This is a genomic window from Arthrobacter sp. fls2-241-R2A-172 (assembly GCF_030208885.1).
Lineage (GTDB): Bacteria > Actinomycetota > Actinomycetes > Actinomycetales > Micrococcaceae > Arthrobacter.
In genome coordinates, this window is the sequence record NZ_JARVTB010000001.1 from 475,398 (window position 1) to 489,926 (window position 14,529).

Consider the following 14,529-nt stretch of genomic DNA (forward strand, 5'->3'; position numbering starts at 1 on the left):
ATCTGGGGAGCGGGATCCCGTCAGCGCGAGGCTACCGCTTGGCGGGATAACTTCGGGTTCACTGGTGCGGCACAGAACAGGAAAAGAAGCAATGGTGAGGGGCAGCGGTCGGAATCATCCCTCCGGCCGACCAAAATTGAAGTGGTTTTGGAAGTGGCCCGGTATCGCACTTCTGGCAATTACCGCACTTTACTTGATGATGCCGGCACTTGATTCCATTGCTGTGGAGAGTCTGCGATGCAAGATAGTCTCCGCAGACGCTAAATCCAGTTCAGGAGGGACCCGAGGATCGGCCTCCGCAGCGGGCGTTCTCATCGAGACATCAAACTGCGGAAAGATTTATATATCCCGTGGCGTGACTTTCGATTCACAGGACGCGGTCGCGTCATCGTTCAGCGTGGGTAGTGAATACGACTTCGATCTCGGCTGGTTTTCGCGGGTTGTGACCAAAGACCTCAGAAAGGGTATCCCTACTGCACGGGAGTACAGATTAGTACGGTAATACCTGCCCGACTTGTCCGGAGGTGATCACACCTGGCGATGGCAAGCGCAAACCGCGTGCGGCAGCCAACAGAAGGACCCCGTGGCCATGAGTCGCGGGGTCCTTCTGGGTCCTTGACTGGTGATCAGGCGAGCGGGGGTCTCTCGCGGGAGGTACTTGTCCGGGACGTGGTCCGTCTGGATTCGCCCCTGGCGGCCTTGCCGTCCGGTGTCCCGCTCCAGCACCGGTCCTCTCGTTTGCTCAAGTCGCACGCATGAGCGCCTTCGGATGGTGGAAGCCCTGTTCTCTGCGATAGAGCAAAAGGCCCCGCCTCCCTCATAAACAAAGGGAAGCAGGGCCTTTCTCATTGGCGGTGACGGTGGGATTTGAACCCACGTTGGCTTTTACACCAAACAACATTTCGAGTGTTGCACCTTCGGCCGCTCGGACACGTCACCAACTGAAATAGGGTACCGGAGTTGGGCCCGGTTCCCCAAAACGGCCCGGACGCGGGCCCGGGAACACGCGCCAACTTCCGTCCGCAGCCCCACACCGATAGATTCGTAAGCATCATGACTATCTCGCGTGAACAGGAACACGAACCAGGACTCCAAGCCCACGCCTATTGGGTCACCAAGACGGGCGACGGTGAAATGCGCACCGAAACGATCGCAGCTCCCCAGGAAGGCGAAGCCCTGGTCAGGACCCTCTACACAGGCGTAAGCCGTGGCACCGAGCGTGTGGTCCACGAAGGCCGCGTCCCGGAACGGGTGGCTGACCTGATGCAGGCACCACACCAGGAAGGCGACTTCCCCGGCCCCGTGAAGTACGGCTACCTGAGCGTCGGCACGGTAGAGCAAGGCCCGGAGGAATGGATCGGCAAAACAGTCTTCAGCCTCCACCCGCACCAAGACCTCTACGTTGTTCCTACCAGCAACCTCACCGTCATTCCTGAGGATGTCCCGGCCAAGCGTGCCGTTCTCACAGGCATCGTCGAAGTCGCCATCAACGCCCTTTGGGAAGCGGGGCCGCGCCTGGGTGACCGGGTCGCCGTCGTCGGTGGTGGTTTGGTGGGCGGCGTCCTGGCGACGCTCCTGCGGAAGTACCCGCTCGGTCGCCTGCAAATGGTTGACGCGGACCCGAAGAAGCAAAAACTCGCGCAAACACTCGGCATCGATTTTGCCCTTCCCGCCAACGCGAAAGACGACAACGACATCGTCTTCCACTGCTCCGCGTCCAACGAAGGCCTCAAGCTGAGCCTCCAACTGGCCGGCGACGACTCGGACGTCATCGAACTCTCCTGGTTCGCGGACAAGGAAGTCACCCTCCCGCTCGGCGAGGACTTTCACGCCCGCCGGCTCAACATCCGCTCCAGCCAGGTCGGCGCCGTGGCCCTCCCAAGAAGGCACCGGCGAACCAACGCACAGCGCCTGCAGGAAGCGGCGAACCAGTTGAAAGATCCGCTGTTCGACACGTTCCTGACCAGCGAATGCCAGTTCCGGAACCTGCCCGCCACTCTCGCCAAACTATTCGAACAGCCCGGCGGCTTCTGCCATGTGGTCGCATACCCCAACCCGGAGGATTAATACATGTTCAGCCTGACCGTCCGACGCCACTTCATGGTCGCCCACAGCCTTCCCCGCGAAGCCTTCGGCCCCGCGCAAGGTCTCCACGGGGCCACGTTCGTTGCCGAAGTCAGCTTCCGCCGCCCGGACCTCAACGACGACGCGATCGTTCTGGACATCGGTGCCGCCGGCGGCATCCTGGAAGAAATCCTGGCGGACCTGAACTACAAGAACCTCGACGAGCACCCGGCTTTCAAGGGCAAGCTCTCCACCACCGAGGCACTCGCCAAGCACATCGCCGACGCCATGGCCGCCCGCATCCAGGACACAGAAGACGGCCCCGCGCTCAGCGGCATCGACGTCGTCCTCCGCGAAAACCCGGACGCTTGGGCCGGCTATTCGCTGGAGCTCCCGGCCAAGTAGATGCACGTCCGCTTCCTGGTCCCGGGGAACGTCCGCCACGGCTCCGGCGGCAACAAGTACAACGCCAAACTGGCGGAGCACCTGACCGCCTTGGGCGCGGACGTTGAGACTGTAACGGTCGACGGCGATTGGCCGGTTGGCAGCCCAGCGGACAGGCAGCGGTTCGCGGAAGCGCTCGACGGCGGTACAACGGTTATTGCCGACGGCCTTGTGGCGAGTGGGGCCCCGGATGAGGTTGCACGCGCAGTGGGTGATGGAACCAGGGTCTGGATCCTGTCCCACATGGCTTTGGCGGACCACGATGACCTTGAGGCCAAGGCAATGGCTGCCGCCACGGGGATCATCTGCCCGAGCGCCCATTCAGTCGCGGAATTGGTGGCCAAGCACGGGGTACTGGATGCGGTGGTGGCGAGGCCGGGCACAGCATCGGCCGGTGCCAGTGCCGGATCCGTACCGAAGCGCATCGTCTCGGTGGCCGCATTGCTTCCCAACAAGAGCCAAACGCTCTTGGTCGAGGCCCTCAGCCAGTTGCAAGACCTGGAATGGACCGCGTCCCTGATCGGCTCCCACGACGCCGACCCGGCGTACGCGGCAAAGGTGAGGGACGCCGTCGAACATCACGGGCTGCAGCACCGCGTCACCTTGACCGGCGAGCTGACGGGACAGGAACTTGAGGACCAGTGGCACGAAGCCGACCTCAGCGTCCTCCTGTCGGAGTCCGAGTCGTTCGGCATGGTGGTGACCGAATCGTTGGCCCACGGCGTCCCGGTGATTGTCCGGCGGGGGACCGGGGCAGTTGAAGCGCTCGGTGACACAGGAGCGGGCGCGGCGCTGGACCTCAGCGACCCCCACAACCTGACAATGACTCTCCGGAACTGGCTGACCGACCCCGCCCTTCAGCAGCGCTGGCGCGGAGCAGCCATCTCAGCCCGTGACAGCCTGCAGAGCTGGGACGCCACTGCCGCGACGGTCCTAAAAGCCATCACGTAGCAGCGGCTTAGGGGCAGAATGGGGCCATGACCGCCACCGCTCCCGCCGCAGCCACCCTCACTCCCGAGCGCCTTCGGGCGTGGGCCTGGCACAAACAAGGCCTCGATGGCTCACTGATCGGCAGGACTTCCGAGGAAGTTCTTGACCACGCCGGATGGGCGCGTTCGGTGGGTGGCGCCAACCCGTACCTCACGCTCTTCGCGCGGGCGGGGATCAGCCGCGATCAGGCAGACCAGGACGTCAAAGCCCTGAAAATCCATGAACTCCCTACAGCCCGCGGATGCACCTACGTCCTGGGGCAGGCCGACTACGCGTGGGCCCTCCAGATCGGCCGCGACGCCGCGATTGCCCCGTTCAAAGTGTTGGCGAGGCTGGGCGTAGAGCGCGGCGAAATCACCCTCCTTGAGGACGAAGTGGAGCATGCCCTCAAGGAATCCAGCAGCCCCATGGACCCCAAACAGCTCAGGGACGTACTGGGCGATTCGGTCCGCAGCCTGGGAGAGGAAGGCAAGAAGAAGGGTGCCTCCACCACACTGCCAACTGCTCTCGGGCTGCTGCAGGCGGACGGCCGTATCCGCCGCGTCCCCGTCAACGGCCGCCTCGATCAGCAGCGCTACGCCTACACCGGTTGGGGCCTGCAGCCCAGCGGGATGGACGACGACGGCGCCCGCCGCCTCCTGCTCGAACGGTACTTGCGCTGGACTGGCGGAGCGACCTTCAAGCAGACCCAATGGTTCACCGCGTTTACCGTGGCGCAGAGCAGAGCGGCGCTCGCTGGCATCGGGGCTGTGGAGGTGCCAACAGCGAACGGGGACGTACTGTGGATGCTGCCCGCCGACGTCGATCGTTTGGCGGACTTCGAAGTGCCGGGCGACGAACAAATCCAGCTGCTGGCAGGCACAGACTCACTGGTCCTCCACAGAAGGAACTCCGTGGACATGTTCGCCGACGAGGACAAGGGCAAGAAAGTCCTGGACACCACGCTTGCGCTTCAAGCCGACCTCCCGGATCACCCCATCCTGGACCGGGGGAGGATCATGGGGCTGTGGCAGTACGATCCCGGCAAGGAACGGATCGCCGCCTGGACCTTCGATCAGCCGACGGAGGCGGTCCGCGAGAGGATCACGCAGGTGGAAACGTGGATCCGGAAAGAACTCGGCGATTTCCGCTCGTTCAGCCTTGACTCGCCGGCATCACGGCAAGTGCGGATCGACGCCTTGGATGAGGCCGCCGGACGCTGACACCTTCGAGGAACCAGCTCAGCCCGAACCGTACGGACGGGTGATCGCCTCAAGGAAGTGCCCGTCCGGATCGGAAAAGTAGATGCCGCGGCCGCCGTCGTTGTGGTTGATTTGGTTCGCACGGGATCGGGCGGGGTCGGCCCAATAGGGGATGTGCTCCGCCGTGATTCGCAGGAAGATCTGGTCGAACTCCTCTTCGCTGACCAGAAAGGCGTAGTGCTGGGGCGCTATCTCCCCGGACGCCTCAAGGAAGTCCAACGCGACGCCGTTCTCCAAGGAAACAGTGACAAAGGACCACATGGGCTGCGGCTTGGGAAGTCCGAGAATGCGTGCCAGGAACTCGGCAGACGCGTGCTTGTCGGTTGCGTAAACGATGGTGTGGTTGAAGGAAACTGACATTGCTACTCCCACAAAGAAGAGGATCAGGCCGGGCGATTAACCCCGCCGGGCACGCGATGAGAGGCGAAGAACTCCTTGAGCAGGGCCGCGCATTCTTCCTCCCGCACGCCCGCGTAGACCTCCACCCAGTGATTGAGACGGCGCTCGCGGAGGATGTCGAACACGGAACCCACCGCTCCCGCCTTCTCGTCCCACGCGCCAAAAACGACGCGCGGAATCCGGGCCAGGACAATAGCCCCGGCGCACATGGCACATGGTTCCAGCGTGACCACCAGCGTGCAGTCCTCCAGCCGCCAACCGTCACCGTCCGAGCCCGTCTCCGCCGCGCGCTGGCGCAGCGAAGCAGCCGCTTGGCGGATTGCAACCACCTCAGCGTGGGCCGTCGGGTCCCCGTGCGCTTCGCGTTCGTTGCGTCCGGAACCCAGCACGCCGCCGTCGGGCCCCAACACCACTGCGCCAATAGGTACGTCGTCCGTTTTCAGCGCCAACCGGGCCTCGTCCAGGGCAAGGCCCATCCAGGCCATGTGGTCTGCGTGATACGGCTCGGTGGCGCTCATGTCTCAATGATAGTTTTGGGGGATGCGCACACTCGTCGTGGACCACCCGCTGGTCGCTCACAAGCTCACCGTTCTGCGGGATAAGAACACCCCTTCACCGGTCTTCCGGCAACTCACTGAAGAACTTGTCACCCTCCTGGCCTATGAAGCCACCCGCGAGGTCAAGACGCAGCCGGTCGAAATCGAGACCCCCGTCACGAAGACCATCGGTACTGCTTTCACCAAGCCCACTCCGCTGGTGGTCCCCATCCTGCGCGCAGGCCTTGGCATGCTGGAGGGCATGACCAAGCTGGTCCCCACGGCCGAGGTCGGCTTCCTGGGCATGGCCCGTGACGAAGAAACCCTGGACATCATCACCTACGCCGAGCGCCTTCCCGAGGACCTCACCGGCCGCCAGATCTTCGTCCTGGACCCCATGCTTGCTACCGGCGGCACCCTGCGCGAGGCCATCAAGTTCCTCTTCAAGCGCGGCGCCTCCGACGTCACCTGCATCTGCCTGCTTGCTGCTCCTGAGGGACTGGCGAAACTGGAAGAAGAGCTTTCCGACGCCAACGTCAACATTGTCCTGGCGTCCATCGACGAGAAGCTCAATGAGAAGTCGTACATCGTGCCCGGCCTGGGCGACGCCGGCGACCGCCTCTACGGCGTGGCCGGCTGATCTCCACAGGGAACGATTGACCCCTACCGGTTTTCAAACCAGCCCGCTAGCCTGTGGCGCATGGACTGGAAACTCGAACTGGTATTTGTCCCTGTCTCCGACGTCGATCGCGCGAAGGATTTCTACGTCAACAAGGTTGGTTTCAACGCCGACTACGACGAGCGTCCCTCGGAGGACATCCGTTTCGTGCAACTGACACCGCCGGGCTCGGCATGCTCCATCTGCATCGGAGAGGGCCTGAACGACGCCCCTCCGGGTACAGCTCCAAGCCTGCAAATCGTGGTCAGCGACATCAACAAGGCCCACCAGCAGCTCAAGGACAACGGAGTGGACGTCAGCGACATCGACATCCAGGCCTGGGGCCACTTCGTTTACTTCGCGGATCCGGACGGCAACAAGTGGGCACTTCAGTACCTCCCGCAGCGGCCCAACGGCTGACATCCTCTCAGCGTGCGGCAGGATGGAACCATGAGCCAAGCTACCGCACGCCCTTCCCAGCCACCCGTCCTGACTGTCCGCGCCGTCCTCTTCGACATGGACGGGACGTTGGTTGACTCGACGGCGATCGTTGAACAGGTGTGGCTGGAGTTCGCCGAGCGCTACGGCCTGGACTTCGACGAAATCCTCCGCACCTCCCACGGCGTCCAGGCCGGCGACACGGTGCGGCGGTACGCACCGGCCGGGTCCGACTTCGCAGCGTTGACGGCAGAACTTGGCGAGATGGAACGGTCCCGGACAGATGGCGTGATTGCCCTTCCCGGCGCCGAAGCCCTTCTGAAAGCACTTCCGGACGACGCCGTTGCGTTGGTTACCTCTGCTGACAGCATCCTGGCCGAAATCCGCATGCGGGCAGCCAGGCTGACCATGCCTTCCACCGCCGTGACCGCGGAGTCTGTCACCCGCGGCAAGCCCCATCCGGAGGGTTACCTCAAAGCCGCCGCGCTGCTGGGAGCCGACCCGGCCGACGTCGTGGTCTTCGAAGACGCACCTGCCGGGATCGCAGCTGCGCGTGCCGCAGGGATGCGCACTGTGGTGGTGGGCGAGGCCGCTGCCAGGCACAATGCGGAATTGGAACCAGGCATGTGGCGGATCCCGGACTACTCCGCGGTGACGGTCACCGCTGTAAAGGACGACGACGGCGGTCACCTCCTGACGCTCGCTCTCTAGCCCTGTTCGGCCCGGCTTGCCGGGAGTAGGCTGTGCCCATGTCTGCGATGCCGGAGGCGTACGGTGCTGCATTGGGGCGGGCCATGGTCCACGCCGGTGATTGGCTCGCGTCGGTGCCTACCCGTCCCGTCCGCCCTTCATCCGACGCCGATCAGGTTGCCGGAAGCATCTTGCCGCGACTCCCGGATGGGCCTACTGATGCGGCAGAAGTGGTGGATGAGCTGGCCGCACTGGCTGAGCCAGGCCTCATGGCAATCCAGTCAGGCCGCTTTTTTGGATGGGTCATGGGCGGAACCTTGCCGGCTGCAATGGCCGCTGATTGGCTTGTCTCGGCCTGGGATCAAAATACCGGCCTCCGTTTCGCGACCCCCGCTGCCGCAGCTATCGAGGAATCAGCTGCGGCTTGGCTTTTGGACCTGTTGCACCTTCCCGCAACCGCCGACGTCGGATTCACCACGGGTGCCACCACCGCGAACTTTGTTGGGCTGGCGGCTGGTCGTCAGTACCTGATGGACGAGGCCGGCTGGGACCTCGAGGCGCTGGGACTCAACGGAGGCCCGCGGATCACCACGTTCGCGGGACGGGAACGCCATGCCGCTGTGGATCTCGCATTGCGGTACCTGGGCTTGGGAGCCTGTGTCCCCGTGGACGCTGACCGGGAAGGGCGGATCATCCCGGACGCATTGGCCGAAGCCATGGATGAGCAGCCGGGGCCAACACTGGTGTGCCTGCAAGCCGGAAACCTGCATTCCGGCGCCTTTGATCCCATGACGGAAGCCATCGCCGTGGCACACGACCGCGGAGCGTGGGTCCATGTGGACGGCGCGTTCGGCTTATGGGCGGCCATCAGCCCGACCCTGCGGGAACGGCTTGCCGGTGTGGAAGAGGCCGACTCGTGGGCCACGGATGCCCACAAGACGTTGAACGTTCCGTACGACTGCGGGCTTGCCATAGTTTCCCGGCCGGAGTCCCTGAGGAGGGCTTTCAGCGTTCACACCAGTTACCTGATCGCCACCGAAGCGGGGCTCGGGGACCCTCTGGAGAAGGTACCGGAGATGTCCCGGCGCGCCCGCGGCATCCCGGTGTGGGCGGCGCTCAGGCAGTTAGGCAGGGATGGCGTGATCTCCATGGTGGAGCGCTTGGCGGCAAATGCCCGGGCGCTGGCAGAGGGGCTCGCGGCCATTCCTGGCGTGGAGGTGCTCAACGATGTTGTCTTCACGCAGGTCTCCGTGAGCTTCGGCAGCGATGACCGCACCCACCGTGTGACGCAACGGCTCATGGCCGAGGGCGCAGTGTGGATGTCCGGATCGTCGTGGCGGGGCCGGGAAATCCTCAGGATCTCGGTGAGCAACTGGACCACGGATGCCGGGGACGTCGCAGCCTCGATCGCCGCCGTCCGCCGCGCACTGGAGGCAGAACCGGAAGCATAGCCCTACTCGAGGTGTTGTCCGGCGGGGTGTTGTCCGGCGGGATTTTCGCACCCTTTGACGCCTCTCGCGCCGTTCTTCGCCAGGGTCGCACCCTTTCCCGCCTGACGCGCCCCGGACTACGGGTGCGTCCGGCGGCAACTGGTGCGCTCGTCACGCCTGGTGCGCTCAGCCGCCCAGGTCGTACACAGTGGTTCCGCCGATGGTGGTGGCTTGGTAGTTCGCGGCCACCCAGGCAGCGATCTCGCTGGAAGCGTCCGAACCGCCGTTGCCCTGCATGAGGCGACCTCCAATGAAGTAGTGGATCTTCCCGTCGGCCACGAGCTGCTGGAACTGCGCCAACGTCGGCGAAGGGTCCGTTCCGTTGAACCCGCCAACCGCCATGACCGGCAGTCCGGCAGCCAGTTGGTAGCCAGCTGCGTTGTTGGAACCCACGACGGCGGCCGCCCACGTGTAGTTGTCGGCGTCGGCTTTGAGGGCGCTTACCAAGTCGGAGGATGGTGTGGTGGCACCGAGCAGCCCGCCCATGGCGGCGCCTTGCCCGCCACCGGCAAAACCGCCACCGTTAGTACCGCCGCCACCAAAACCCTGCCCGCCGGGCGCCTGGCCCGTGCCCTGTTGCGTGCCAGGCCTCCTGATACCTTGCGCTGACGTATTGCGGCCGAAACCGGGCCCGAATCCAGCAGTGGCCGGCCCTGCGCTCACGATCGCACCCGTGTGGGGCGTGGCGGCGGTTGCCACTGAGTAGGCCAGCGGCGCGGCGAGTGCAACAGCGACGGCGAGGCCCGCCGTCGTACGCGTCACCCAAACCTGGCGCAAGCGGCCGGTCACGACGACGGCGGCGGCCAGGACCACGGCGCCAAGAACCACCACCCACCGCAGCCACGGAAGGAACGCCGGAGCCTGGCCCAGGAGGGCGAAGGCCGTGAACCCCGCGGCCACCAGTGACGCCCCCAGCAGCAGGGCGACAGGGAGCCGGGAGCGCCGCTGCCACAACAGCACGCCGCCCAGGCCCACCAGCCCGGCAATTCCAGGAGCCAGCGCCACCGAGTAGTAGGGGTGGATGATGCCTTGCATGTAGCTGAACACCAGGCCGGTCACCAGCAGCCATGAACCCCACACAATGACCGACGCACGGACCACATCTGTTCGCGGCGCTCGGCGGCCCAGCCACAGGAGTGCGCCGCCAAGAATGAGTGCGCTCGGAATGAGCCACGCGATCTGGCCGCCGAACTCCGTGCCGAACATGCGCAGCAAGCCCGGAGTGCCCCACCCGTTGCCGCCCCCGCCCACACTGCCGGTCTCGTCGCCGTTGAGGCGCCCCAAGCCGTTGTAGCCAAACGTCAATTCCAGGATCGAGTTGTTCTGCGAGCCGCCGATGTAGGGGCGCAGGTCCGCGGGAACAAGCTCGACGGCGGCAATCCACCAACCAGCCGACGCCACCATCGCGCCCCCTGCGGCCAGGAGGTGGAGTACCCGCCGGCCCGGCCTAGGGTAAGCACAGACAAGGTAGGCGAGCCCGAAGCCCGGAACCACCAGGAGGACCTGAAGCTGCTTGGCCAGGAATCCGAAGCCCAGGAATACCCCGGCAAGGATGAGCCACCGCAGTTTCCGGTCCTGGATGGAACGGAGCACGGCATAGCCCGCGGCTGTCATGAGCAGGACCAACAATGCGTCCGGGTTGTTGAAGCGGAACATGAGCGTGGCTACCGGCGTCAGGGCCAGGACCGCGGCAGCCAGGAGGCCAGCGCGGTGCGCCAAGCGGAGGTTGTCCGTGGCAGGGAGCGCTGCCCGGCGGATGGCCAGGTACATGATCCACGCCGTCGCCACCCCCATCAACGCCTGGGGAACCAGGACGCTCCAGGAGCTCAGGCCGAACATTCGGACGGACAGTCCAGTGATCCAGAGTGCCGCCGGAGGTTTGTCCACAGTGATGGAGTTGGCGGCGTCGGACGAGCCGAAAAACCACGCTGTCCAGTCCTGCGAGCCTGCCTGGGCAGCAGCGGAGTAGAACGCGTTGGCCCAGCCGGAAGCTCCAAGGCCCCAGATGTAAAGGACTGCAGTTCCCAAAAGGACTGCCGTGAGTTCGAGGCGGTGCCGGACGGGGCCCCGGTTGCTGCGATGTCCGGCCCGGCTTCCTGGCGCCAGACGGCTGCTTTGTGCCGTGCTCGCCTGTCCTGCTGGTTCGGTCAGCGGTTTGAAGTACGTGGTCATAGTCAGCCCACCAGCTTGTAGACGGTAGTGCTGCCAACGGTTTGGGCCTGGTAGTTTGCAGCTACCCACGCCGCGACCTCGGAGTTGCCACCGCGGCCGCCCATGCCGCCGCCCATGCCGCCGCCGGAGATGAAGTAGCTGATCTGGCCTGTGTCTACCATGTCCTGGAACTGGGCCAGCGTGGGGTAGGGGTCGCCGCCGTTCCAGCCACCAAGGGCGATCACGCTGGTGTTCGTGGCGAGTTCCAGGTCAGCGGCCTGGGTGGCTCCGGAGACAATGGCAGACCACTTGGTGGTGGTGGATTTCAGTAGCGCCGTCAGCTCGGCGTTCGCGGTGCTCCCGCCCGGACCGCCTCCTGCACCACCAAAGTCGCGGCTTCCAGTGTCCAGTCCTGCTCGGGTGTCCAGTCCTGCCCGGGCGCCAAAGCCGCCGCTGGCCGCACCGGCAGGTCCCGACGTCGGAATTGAACCCGAGTGCGGAGTCGCCGCAGTAGCCACGGTCCATGCCCCGGATCCGAGACCGCCGGCGAGCAACGACAACACGACGACGGCGGCAGCAGGCAGCCGCCGGAGGCCACCCTTGAGCCTGGTGCCACCCAGTTGATCCACACGAAGCAGGAGAGCGGCTGCAGCAAGGACACCAAGAACCACCACCACGATACGCAGCCACGGCAGCCACGAGGCATCCCGGCCGAGGAGTACCGCGGACCACAGCGCACTTCCCAGCACCACCACTGCCAGCACGATCCGGGGCATCCACGACGCCCGGCCGCGCCAGAGTTCGACGCATCCGATGCCGACAAGTGCGGCAATAGCCGGTGCCAAGGCCACTGCATAGTACGGGTGGACGATGCCGCTCATGAAGCTGAAGATGCCGGCCGTGACAACCAGCCAGCCGCCCCACATCAGCAGGGCAGCGCGGCTTCGCGACGTGCGGGCTTCGCGGCGGGTAAACCACAGCCCGGCCACCAGCAGGATCAACGCCGCGGGCAGGAGCCATGAGACTTCACCGCCAAAGCTGGTCCCGAACATACGGCCCAGTCCCGCAGCGCCACCAAAGCCACCGCCACCGAAGCCACCGCCCGGCAGACCGCCACCGAAGCCCCCGCCGCCCGGCAGACCGCCGTCCGCACCGGAACCGCCGGGCATGCCGCCGCCGGCGCCGCCCTCACCCGAACCGGTGATGCGCCCCAGCCCGTTGTAGCCGAAGGTGAGTTCCAGGAAGCTGTTTCCCTCCGAGCCGGCCATATAAGGCCTGGCCGACGCCGGAGTCAGCTGGAAGATCGCAATGTAGGTACCCGCCACGGCAACGATGCCCGCGCCCGCAGCAAGGAGGTGCAGGATCCGCTTGCCCAGAGTTGTGGGAGCGGCCCACAGATAGGCCAGTGCCAAACCCGGCACGATCAGGAACCCTTGGAGCATCTTGCTCAGGAAAGCCAGCCCCACCACTGCGCCTGCCGCGGCCAACCATTTCAAGCCGGCCTTCTCAATGGCGCGGGTTGTCAGGTATGCGGCCAACACCAGGCACAACGTCAGCATGGCGTCGGGGTTGTTGAAGCGGAACATCAGGGCAGCAACGGGGGTCAGCGCCAAAGCGCCACCGGCGAGGAGCCCTGCCGCGGGACCGGACACGCGCTTGACCGTCAGGTACAGAAGCCCGACGGCGGCGACCCCCATGAGAGCCTCCGGAACCAGCATGCTGGTAGGGGAGAAGCCGAAGATCCTGCCAACCAAGGCCGGAATCCAGAGGGATGCCGGCGGCTTGTCCACCGTGATCGCATTGCCGGCATCGAGGGAGCCGAAAAAGAGTGCCGTCCAGTCCTTGGTGCCTGCTTGGATAGCTGCGGCGTAGAAAGAGTTGGCGTATCCGGTGGCGGCAAGGTTCCAGAGATAGAGGAACGCGGTCCCCACCAGAAGCCCGGCGGCGGACGGTCGTACCCAGCGTGGTTGCTGTCCGAAAACGAGGCGCTGCAGGCGGGTTGGTGTTTCCGGGGACTTCACAGGTTCGTCAACGGCATGGCTTGGCTGAAGGGCGGTGATCATTTCGCTGGCACCTCTGTGGTCTTGTCGGAACCCTCGGTTTGAGGGGCTGGTGTGGCGGGTCGGCGGAACACCCACAGGCGGAACAACAGGAAGCGGGCCACGGTCGCGGCGAGGTTCGCGCCAACTACCGTTGCCACCTCAAGCCAGCGGTCCGGCGTCGTGGTTCCGTGCACCAGGGCCAGCGCGCCCGAGGTGAGTGCCAGGCCGATGCAGAAAACAATCAAGCCTTCAAAGTGGTGGCGGGCGTGGCTGCCGCCCTGGATGCCGAACGTGAAGCGCCGGTTGGCGGCTGTGTTGGCGACGGCCGTCACGATCAGGGCCAGGAAGTTGGCGAGCTGCGGGTCCATGAATCCCCGGCACAGCAGGAAGATCAGCAGGTAGGCCACTGTGGACGCCGCGCCGATCACCGCAAAGCGCACCAGTTGCCCGAACAGGCTGGCTCGTGGGGTCGATTCCGATGTTCGCGACGACGCCGGCAATGGGCCGCGGGCCAAGGCCGCGCGCAGTTCGGGGACAGGGATGCGCCCGGTGACGAGGTCGCGCGTCAGGCGCGCCATTCCGCGGAGGTCGGCCAGGGCGGTTCGTACGACGTCGACACTTGAGTTCGGATCGTCCGTCCAGTCGACGGGGACTTCATGGACGCGGAGGCCGCAGCGCTCGGCCAGGACCAGGAGTTCGGTGTCGAAGAACCAGGCGTTGTCCAGGGTGTGGGGGAGGATCCTGTGGGCGACGTCTGCCCGGATGGCCTTGAAACCGCATTGGGCATCCGAGAACCGGGCGCCCATGAGCGTATGCAGGAGGACGTTGTAGCTGCGGGAGACGAACTCGCGCTTGGGCCCGCGGACAACACGGGAGTTGCGGGAGAGCCGCGTCCCGATGGCAAGGTCCGAATGGCCGGAAATCAGGGGAGCCAGCAGCGGGGCCAGGGCAGCCAGGTCCGTGGAGAGGTCCACGTCCATGTAGGCGAGCACCGGGGACGGGGAGGCGAGCCAGACCTGCCGGAGGGCGTTGCCCCGGCCTTTCTCCTCGAAGCGCATGACGCCGATTTCGGGGAGCTCGCGGGCCAGGCGCTCGGCGATCTTCAAGGTGTTGTCCGTGCTCGCATTGTCCGCGACCGTGATGCGGAACGTATGCGGGAACGTCTCCACCAAGTGCCCGTGCAAGCGGCGCAGGCATTCCTCGAGGTCGGTCTCTTCGTTGTGGACGGGAATGGTGACGTCCAGGACAGGGACCGTGGTCCGTGTGTCCACGGGAAAGCGCCGCGGCTGCCGGTAAGGCAAGGCAGGAGCGGCGAAGGTCCCCGAATGGGCGGGGTTCGGCAGCGCACTGGTGGCGGGATCTATGAGCGTCATGCATTCACAGTGA

The 14,529-nt window shown here is 65.3% G+C and carries 13 protein-coding genes and 1 tRNA gene; 8 read left to right on the forward strand and 6 right to left on the reverse strand.

Going from position 1 to position 14,529, the window contains the following annotated elements:
• Positions 1-849 precede the first annotated feature (849 nt).
• Positions 850-939 (reverse strand) — tRNA-Ser (locus QRM57_RS02250).
• Between the two features lie 114 nt (positions 940-1,053).
• On the opposite strand from QRM57_RS02250, the gene QRM57_RS02255 reads away from it, so the two are divergent.
• Genes QRM57_RS02255 through QRM57_RS02270 form a run of 4 tightly spaced genes read left to right on the forward strand, consistent with a single transcriptional unit; the run spans position 1,054 to position 4,700 of the window.
• Positions 1,054-2,067: a zinc-dependent alcohol dehydrogenase gene (locus tag QRM57_RS02255; RefSeq protein ID WP_284985414.1), complete on the forward strand. Its 1,014-nt coding sequence runs from the start codon at positions 1,054-1,056 to the stop codon at positions 2,065-2,067.
• A 3-nt stretch (positions 2,068-2,070) separates the two neighbouring features.
• On the forward strand, positions 2,071-2,469 hold the full coding sequence (locus QRM57_RS02260; RefSeq protein ID WP_211711465.1) for a 6-pyruvoyl trahydropterin synthase family protein: 399 nt from the start codon (positions 2,071-2,073) through the stop codon (positions 2,467-2,469).
• Positions 2,470-3,459 (forward strand): glycosyltransferase family 4 protein, encoded by a 990-nt coding sequence (locus QRM57_RS02265; RefSeq protein ID WP_284985415.1) that lies wholly within the window; start codon positions 2,470-2,472, stop codon positions 3,457-3,459.
• 26 nt (positions 3,460-3,485) lie between these two features.
• Positions 3,486-4,700 carry a DNA glycosylase AlkZ-like family protein gene (locus QRM57_RS02270; RefSeq protein ID WP_284985417.1) on the forward strand — a complete coding sequence of 405 codons (1,215 nt, stop codon included), beginning with the start codon at positions 3,486-3,488 and terminating at the stop codon, positions 4,698-4,700.
• 18 nt (positions 4,701-4,718) lie between these two features.
• On the opposite strand, the gene QRM57_RS02275 is transcribed toward QRM57_RS02270, so the two are convergent.
• Together QRM57_RS02275 and QRM57_RS02280 are read right to left on the reverse strand one after the other, a co-directional pair.
• Positions 4,719-5,099 carry a VOC family protein gene (locus QRM57_RS02275; protein WP_284985419.1) on the reverse strand — a complete coding sequence of 127 codons (381 nt, stop codon included), beginning with the start codon at positions 5,097-5,099 and terminating at the stop codon, positions 4,719-4,721.
• A gap of 23 nt (positions 5,100-5,122) precedes the next feature.
• The gene (locus QRM57_RS02280; protein ID WP_284985420.1) at positions 5,123-5,656 is read right to left on the reverse strand and encodes a nucleoside deaminase; all 534 of its coding nucleotides are present in this window, start codon (positions 5,654-5,656) and stop codon (positions 5,123-5,125) included.
• A 22-nt stretch (positions 5,657-5,678) separates the two neighbouring features.
• Here QRM57_RS02280 and upp point away from each other — a divergent pair, with 22 nt between their 5' ends.
• The 4 genes from upp to QRM57_RS02300 are packed head-to-tail and all read left to right on the forward strand — an operon-like array spanning position 5,679 to position 8,911.
• Positions 5,679-6,314 carry a uracil phosphoribosyltransferase gene (gene upp / locus QRM57_RS02285; protein WP_026542238.1) on the forward strand — a complete coding sequence of 212 codons (636 nt, stop codon included), beginning with the start codon at positions 5,679-5,681 and terminating at the stop codon, positions 6,312-6,314.
• 60 nt (positions 6,315-6,374) lie between these two features.
• Positions 6,375-6,752, forward strand: a complete 378-nt coding sequence (locus QRM57_RS02290; RefSeq protein ID WP_284985423.1) for a VOC family protein — start codon at positions 6,375-6,377, stop codon at positions 6,750-6,752.
• 30 nt (positions 6,753-6,782) lie between these two features.
• Positions 6,783-7,481, forward strand: a complete 699-nt coding sequence (locus tag QRM57_RS02295; protein ID WP_284985424.1) for an HAD-IA family hydrolase — start codon at positions 6,783-6,785, stop codon at positions 7,479-7,481.
• Between the two features lie 38 nt (positions 7,482-7,519).
• Positions 7,520-8,911 (forward strand): pyridoxal phosphate-dependent decarboxylase family protein, encoded by a 1,392-nt coding sequence (locus QRM57_RS02300; RefSeq protein ID WP_284985425.1) that lies wholly within the window; start codon positions 7,520-7,522, stop codon positions 8,909-8,911.
• Between the two features lie 165 nt (positions 8,912-9,076).
• Here the strand turns inward: QRM57_RS02300 and QRM57_RS02305 are convergent, their stop codons facing one another.
• From QRM57_RS02305 to QRM57_RS02315, 3 genes are read right to left on the reverse strand one after another with little or no spacing between them, the layout of a single operon-like run.
• Positions 9,077-11,122, reverse strand: coding sequence for an ArnT family glycosyltransferase (locus QRM57_RS02305; protein WP_284985426.1), 2,046 nt, complete (start codon positions 11,120-11,122; stop codon positions 9,077-9,079).
• A gap of 2 nt (positions 11,123-11,124) precedes the next feature.
• Positions 11,125-13,164 (reverse strand): glycosyltransferase family 39 protein, encoded by a 2,040-nt coding sequence (locus QRM57_RS02310; RefSeq protein WP_284985428.1) that lies wholly within the window; start codon positions 13,162-13,164, stop codon positions 11,125-11,127.
• Positions 13,161-14,516: a glycosyltransferase gene (locus QRM57_RS02315; RefSeq protein ID WP_284985429.1), complete on the reverse strand. Its 1,356-nt coding sequence runs from the start codon at positions 14,514-14,516 to the stop codon at positions 13,161-13,163. Before QRM57_RS02315 ends, QRM57_RS02310 begins: the two co-directional genes overlap by 4 nt.
• Positions 14,517-14,529: the final 13 nt, after the last annotated feature.